Origin of the sequence: Micromonospora sp. WMMD737 (genome assembly GCF_049179055.1) — a bacterium.
Classification (GTDB): Bacteria; Actinomycetota; Actinomycetes; order Mycobacteriales; family Micromonosporaceae; genus Micromonospora; species Micromonospora reichwaldensis.
On the sequence record NZ_JBMHMH010000041.1, the window covers coordinates 1 to 5,922 of the forward strand.

General features: G+C 69.1%; 7 protein-coding genes. 2 read left to right on the forward strand and 5 right to left on the reverse strand.

Features of this window, described 5'->3' with window-relative positions; genetic code table 11:
- A partial coding sequence (locus ACN27A_RS34300) for an NAD(P)/FAD-dependent oxidoreductase (protein WP_421459148.1) occupies positions 1–479 on the reverse strand: 479 nt, incomplete at its 3' end.
- 143 nt (positions 480–622) lie between these two features.
- Here ACN27A_RS34300 and ACN27A_RS34305 point away from each other — a divergent pair.
- Positions 623–1,168, forward strand: a complete 546-nt coding sequence (locus ACN27A_RS34305; RefSeq protein ID WP_421459150.1) for an SAM-dependent methyltransferase — start codon at positions 623–625, stop codon at positions 1,166–1,168.
- On the opposite strand, the gene ACN27A_RS34310 is transcribed toward ACN27A_RS34305, so the two are convergent.
- From ACN27A_RS34310 to ACN27A_RS34320, 3 genes are all read right to left on the reverse strand, one after another.
- On the reverse strand, positions 1,151–1,552 hold the full coding sequence (locus tag ACN27A_RS34310) for a DUF4267 domain-containing protein (protein ID WP_421459152.1): 402 nt from the start codon (positions 1,550–1,552) through the stop codon (positions 1,151–1,153). The two genes, ACN27A_RS34305 and ACN27A_RS34310, sit on opposite strands and share 18 nt — an antisense overlap.
- Before the next feature lie 14 nt (positions 1,553–1,566).
- A complete protein-coding gene (locus ACN27A_RS34315; RefSeq protein ID WP_421459154.1) occupies positions 1,567–2,634 on the reverse strand; it encodes an IS110 family transposase in 1,068 nt (355 codons plus the stop codon).
- A 66-nt stretch (positions 2,635–2,700) separates the two neighbouring features.
- Positions 2,701–3,255 carry an STAS/SEC14 domain-containing protein gene (locus ACN27A_RS34320; RefSeq protein ID WP_421459155.1) on the reverse strand — a complete coding sequence of 185 codons (555 nt, stop codon included), beginning with the start codon at positions 3,253–3,255 and terminating at the stop codon, positions 2,701–2,703.
- 118 nt (positions 3,256–3,373) lie between these two features.
- Between ACN27A_RS34320 and ACN27A_RS34325 the strand changes: the two genes are divergently transcribed.
- Complete coding sequence (locus ACN27A_RS34325) at positions 3,374–4,927, forward strand: class I adenylate-forming enzyme family protein (RefSeq protein ID WP_421459157.1); 1,554 nt, start codon at positions 3,374–3,376, stop codon at positions 4,925–4,927.
- On the opposite strand, the gene ACN27A_RS34330 is transcribed toward ACN27A_RS34325, so the two are convergent.
- Positions 4,907–5,797, reverse strand: coding sequence for a TIGR03854 family LLM class F420-dependent oxidoreductase (locus ACN27A_RS34330; protein ID WP_421459159.1), 891 nt, complete (start codon positions 5,795–5,797; stop codon positions 4,907–4,909). The two genes, ACN27A_RS34325 and ACN27A_RS34330, sit on opposite strands and share 21 nt — an antisense overlap.
- Positions 5,798–5,922: the final 125 nt, after the last annotated feature.

The window sequence follows — 5,922 nt, forward strand, 5'->3', positions numbered from 1 at the left end:
TCGCGGTCCGGCCCCGGCGGCAGCGTCTCGGCGATCTCGAAGGCACTGTAGAGGCGCTGCCGGATACACAGCGCGTCGTCGAGGGTCTTCATCCCGGGTGCCCACTGTGCGAAATGCTCGTTGCCGAAGTACGACTGCTGCATCCCGGCGGCCAGCACCAGCACGTCGTAGTCCAGCGTGAAGGTGGTGTCGTCCGGCCGGCGCGCGGTCAGCTGCCGCGCCGCGGGATCCAGCGCCACCGCCTCCCCGAGCAGCGGGGTGATATTGCACTGACCGGAAAATTGTTCACGCAGTGGCCGGCTGATGTGACCGATGCTGAGCATCCCGGTGGCGCACTGGTAGAGCAGCGGCTGGAAAAGATGCCCGGCCGTCTTGTCCAGCAGGGTCACGTCCACCTCGACGCCCTTGAGTCTGCGCGCGCAGAACAGACCGCCGAACCCGCCTCCGACGATCAGTACCTTCATCCGCTCGTGGCTCATCACACGAGGCTAGCGGGCCGGGGCGACGCGCCCCGGCCCCGGCGGACGATCAGTAGGCCGGAATAAGACGCAGAACTCTGGTCGACTTCATGATCACACGCTGCACGCGCAGGCCGTACGCGTACCGCCCCTAGAGTGAGGCCGTGTCCGACGACGATCGTCTTCGCTGGGACCGCCGCCATGCCGGTCAGGATCCGGTCGAGCTGGACGAGGTCGCGCTGCCCGCGGTCTTTCGCCCCTACGCGACCGAATTCCCCGTCGCGGGCCGGGCGCTGGAGCTCGCCTGCGGTCGCGGTGCGGCCGCGGTGTGGCTGGCCCTGCGCGGCATGGACGTTCGCGGTGTCGACATCTCCCCCGCCGCGGTCGAAGCCGCGCGAGGGCTCGCCCGGCGCTGCCGGATCGCCGAACGTTGCCATTTCGACATCGTCGATCTCGACGACGGACTTCCGCCCGGGAAACCGGTGGACGTGCTGCTCTGCAACAAGTTTCGCGACCAGCGACTCGATCACCCGGTTCTCGAACGACTGGCGCCGGGCGGTCTGCTGGCCCTCAGCGCGTTGAGCGAGGTCGGAGCCGGGCCCGGGCCGTTCCGGGTTCGCCCGGGCGAACTCACCGACGCATTCGCCGTACTCGACGTCATCACCAGCGGTGAAGCCGACGGGCAGGCCTGGCTACTCGCCCGCCGTTGACTCCGCGGCAGCCGGGCCCGGGCGGCGCGTCGCACCCCACAGCCCCACCCCGATACCGGCGACCGCGCCACCGAGGCCGATGAGCTTCTGCGAGGTCCTCAGCTGGTCGTGCACGCTGTAGCCGCCCAGCAGATCAGCCGCGTCGGCGCCGCCGGAGGCCAGGAACCAGCCTCGGGTGTTGCGGCCCCGCAGCGCGGCGGAAACCAGCATCGCCCCGATCAGCGCGTCGCGATAGCCCATCGACCGCAGCAGCAGACGTGCGGTCGGCGGCGGATCGTCGGGGTCGCCCCACCACCGGTTGGCCCGTAGCGGATCAACCAGAAACGAGACCCCCGACGCCAGACGAATCCCACCCGCTGCCAACGCTGCACCGTCCACGGCCATGCGTTTCTCCTATGTCAAGCCGCTGCCAGTTGGCAAGGCTCTTGACGGTTGTTGTGGTCTGTGTGGAGGTGGCCGAAGACGACTCGTGCCAGGCGGCGTTTGAGGCAGCGCAGGGCTTCGGTGGTGGAGTCTCCTTGGGCCAAGCGGTGGCGGTAGTACGCCTGACCGAGGCCGTCGAGGCGGATCTGGGTGACTGCGATGCGGTGCAGGGCGGCGTTGAGTTGGCGGTTGCCCGAGCGGGTCATCCGGACCCGTCCGCGGGTGTTGCCCGACCACACCGGAACCGGCGCCACCCCGGCGTGACGGGCGAAGGCCGCCTCGCTTTTGAACCGGGTGACCCCGGCGGCCTCACCGACCAGTTTGGCCGCGGTCAGCTCCCCACAGCCCGGCATGGCCAGCAAGACCGGCGCGACCTTTCGCACACGTTCGCCTATACGTTTGGCCAACGCATTGATCGTCTCGGTGAGACGGGTGATGTCGGCCAACTCGTCGCGGGCCAACTCGGCCACGATTCCGGTTTGGGTGTCCAGCCAATCACCCAGCAGCCCCCGATGCTTGGCCAGATCCAGCGAGCGAGCTTTGGGTGCACGCTCGGGATCGAGCTCATGGACCCGCCACAACAACCGATTGATGGTCGCCGTCCGTGCCGCCACAAGGACTTCGCGGCGATCCACCAACAGCTTCAGTTCCCGCGACACCTCGTCATGAGAGGCCACCGGAAGGTCCGGTTCACGTAGGAATCCCCGCGCCACCGCCAATGCGTCGATCGGATCGGACTTGCCGCGGGTCCGTGCCGAGGCCCGGGTCTGGGCCATCAACTTCGGCGGCACCCGCACCACCTTCTGCCCCAACGCCAACAGGTCACGTTCCAGACGCGCCGACAAATGCCGGCAATCCTCGATCGCCCAGATGACATCGCCCCCGAACTGTTCGCGGGCCCACATCACCGCCTCGGCATGCCCGACGGTGATCGCTTGAACGGTCTTCTCGGCGAGCTTGCGACCCGCATCGTCGACAGCGACGAAGGTGTGCGTGCGCTTGTGTACATCGGCTCCAACAACAACCATGGTGGTTGCCTCCATTCACTGTGAGGTGACGGTTGGGCCGGTCGGCGGACATACCTCAGTGGGGGCGGTGCCACGCTCCTATCAAGTCACGCCGGCCGGTCCTTCACACCTGATGCCGACAAAACACATGCTCGCCAACCCGACGGCGGCAGGCACCCTACGAGCCAGACACCAGGTGTAAAGGATCCAACCACCGCAAGAAGCGGTGACCTCACCCTGACACTGACGGCACCCTACGCCAGGGGCACCGGAGGTGACCGCCGAATTCAGCCGGCGGCCCAGGTCTTGGCCTGCTCGAGCTCGTCGATCCGGAACAGCGCGAGCTCGCCGGGCACCATCGGAGGCAAAAGCGTGCAACGCGTGGGAAACCCACTCCTTGTCCGACACCACCGCGACGCGGCGGAACTGCGAGTGGTGTCCGACCAGTGCGCCCAGCCCCATCTTCAGGTCCTCGACCAGACCGCCGGGACCGAAACCCTCGTAGTCGTCGGCAACGATCTCGACGAGCCGGATCTCGCCGGATCCCACGAGCTCGGCCATCACCGGGGCGAAGTGGCGCAGGTCCTCGCCACTGACGCGGCCGGACACCCGGATGCCGCGTACACCTGCCGGCATGTTGCCCACGACCTCGATCATCGCTGACCTCCTCGCCGGGTCGAGTGTGACACGGGCGAAGGCGCGTTTCGGCGGTTCGGCGAGGAACCTCGTCCCCCCGATCCGACCCGGCCGGCGCCGCATTGGGGAAGATCGACGGGTGCACCCCACACCGTTGACGGTTCCGGCCCTGCTGACCCGCGCCGTGCGCGACTTCGGCGAGCACACCTACCTGGTGACTCCGACCGATCGTCTGAGCTACCGCGACGCCGAACGGCGCTCGGCGCTGGTGGCCCGCTGGCTGCTGGCCCGCGGTGTCGGGAAAGGCACCCGAGTCGGGCTCTTCTTCGCCAACGGACCCGAGTGGGTGATCTGGTGGCTCGCCGTGTCGCGGATCGGTGCGCTGGCGGTGCCGTTGAGCACGATGTACCGGCCCGCCGAAATCGCCAAGGTCGCCCGGCTGGCCGACATCGGGCTCCTGGCCGCCCCGCCGACCGTGCTGGACATCGACGTCCCCGAACGGCTCGAGGAGGCCTTCGGCGAGCTGGCCGGCCAACCGGCAGGACAGCTGGCGATGCGTGCGGCGCCGTTCCTGCGCTCCGTCGTCCTCACCGGGCAGACCCCCGCCGGCTGGGCGACGCGCTATCACGACGATGCCCCTGAGCTGGTCCCGGCGGGGCTGCTCGAGGCGGCCGAAGCCGAGGTCACCGCCGCCGACCTGGCGATCATGGTGCACACCTCGGGCTCGACCGCCGACCCCAAGGGTGTGATCCACACCCACGGCACGCTGGTCCGCCAGACCTCGACGTGGCCGGCGGCGATCCGGGCCATCAGCAAGTCGCCGGAGCCGCCGGTCATCCTGAGCGCGATGCCGTTCTTCTGGATCGGCGGGGTGCTGGCCGTCACCGGGGCGCTGCACGAACCGGTGACGTTGCTGGTTATGGCGAAACTCGAGGCCGGAACCGCGCTGGATCTCGTCGAAGCCGAGCACGCCACCGGCATCGTCGGCTGGCCTGCGTTCACCCAGCGGATCCGTGCGCATCCCAGCTTCGCCGAGCGGGACCTGTCCTCGGCGCCGATGCTGCGCGACGGCCCGCTCGACATCGCGATGACCGATGTCCCCGACGGGTTTCCGGTCCACCGCACGATGTCGGAGACGGCGGGTGGCTTCGCCTACACCGATCTGGCCGTCGTCGACGACGCCGGGGCCGCGGTGCCCGACGGGGTCGTCGGCGAACTGCTCGTCCGCGGTGTCGGCGTGATGGCCGGATACAACAAGAAGGAGCGCGCCGAGACTTTCGATTCCGACGGCTGGTACCACACCGGTGACCGGGTCTACCGCCGGTCCGGTGACCCCCGGCTGTTCTACGTCGGGCGCAGCACCGAACTCATCAAGACCTCGGGGGCGAACGTCTCGCCGTTGGAAGTCGAGGCGGTGATCGAGGGATTCGACGACATCGCCCAGTGTGTGGTGGTCGGTGTCGAGCACCCCGAGCGCGGCGAGGAAGTGTGTGCGGTCCTCGTCGCGGCCGGCGCCGGGCACGTCGATGTGGAGTCGGTGGCCCGCCGGGCCCGCGAGGCCCTGTCGTCCTACAAGGTTCCGACCCGGTGGATCACCGCCTCCGGCGCGCAGATCCCCACCCTGCCCAGCGGGAAGTTGAACCGGAAGGCGTTGCGCGACTGGGTGGTCGACTCAGTTCTGCCGGGTCAGTAACTCGCGTGTGAACGTCGCGATGAAGCGCTCGGTGTCGGTGGGGCCGGCCGGGCGGATGACGAACTTCGTCAACCCTGCGGCGAGGTAGCCGTCGAGCTGTGCGTGCAGAGCCGGCCAGTCGGCGGCGACCAGCGCGGTGGGGTCGACATCGGGCCGCCGGCGGCGGATCGCGGCGACGACCGCATCGGGCAGGGTGCCGTCGCCGACGGCGAGGTTGATGCCGTAGTGGTCGGCGGGGATACGCCGGCCGCGTTCGGCGGCTGCGGCGTCCATCCGCCCTCGCGCGTAGGCGGCCTCGTCCGGGGTGAGGAAACTGCCCAGCCACCCGTCACCGTGGGCGCCGACGCGCCGGTAACCGGCCGCCGACGAGCCGCCGAGCCAGATGTCCAACGGTGCGGCAGGTTTCGGGCGGATGTCGGCGTCGCGCACCGAGTAGTGGTCGCCGTGAAACGAGACCGGGCCTGGCGAGTCGGGATCCAGCACCGCGCGCATCAGGGTCAACGCCTCGTCGAACACCGCGCCGCGGCTGCCCCCGGGCACCGGGAACAGATCACGCTCGGCCGCCAGGGCCGAACGAAGGCCGAACACCGGAAGCACCCGCTTGGGCGCCAGCGCAGCCAGCGAGGCGACTTGCTTGGCCACCAGCACCGGATGGCGTCCCGGGAGCACCGCAACCGAGGTTCCCACCTTCAGATTCGTTGTGCGCGAGAGCGCATAGGCCATCCCGACGAACGGGTCCACCGCCGGTGAGTACACCAGCTCGGAGAACCACAACGAGTCCACCCCGGCCGATTCCAGGCGATCGACGATCGCCGGCAGTTCGGCCGGTGCGGTCTCGGGCCCCAGCCCGACTCCGAAACGAATCTTCACGACGGCTCCACCCTACGTGTCGCGGCATTGCCCGCTGCCCCGCGCCGGGGAATGACAGGATGGTGCACGTGGCAGAGCGCATCACGTTTCCCAGCAGCTCCGGACCGGCACTGGCCGGTCTGATC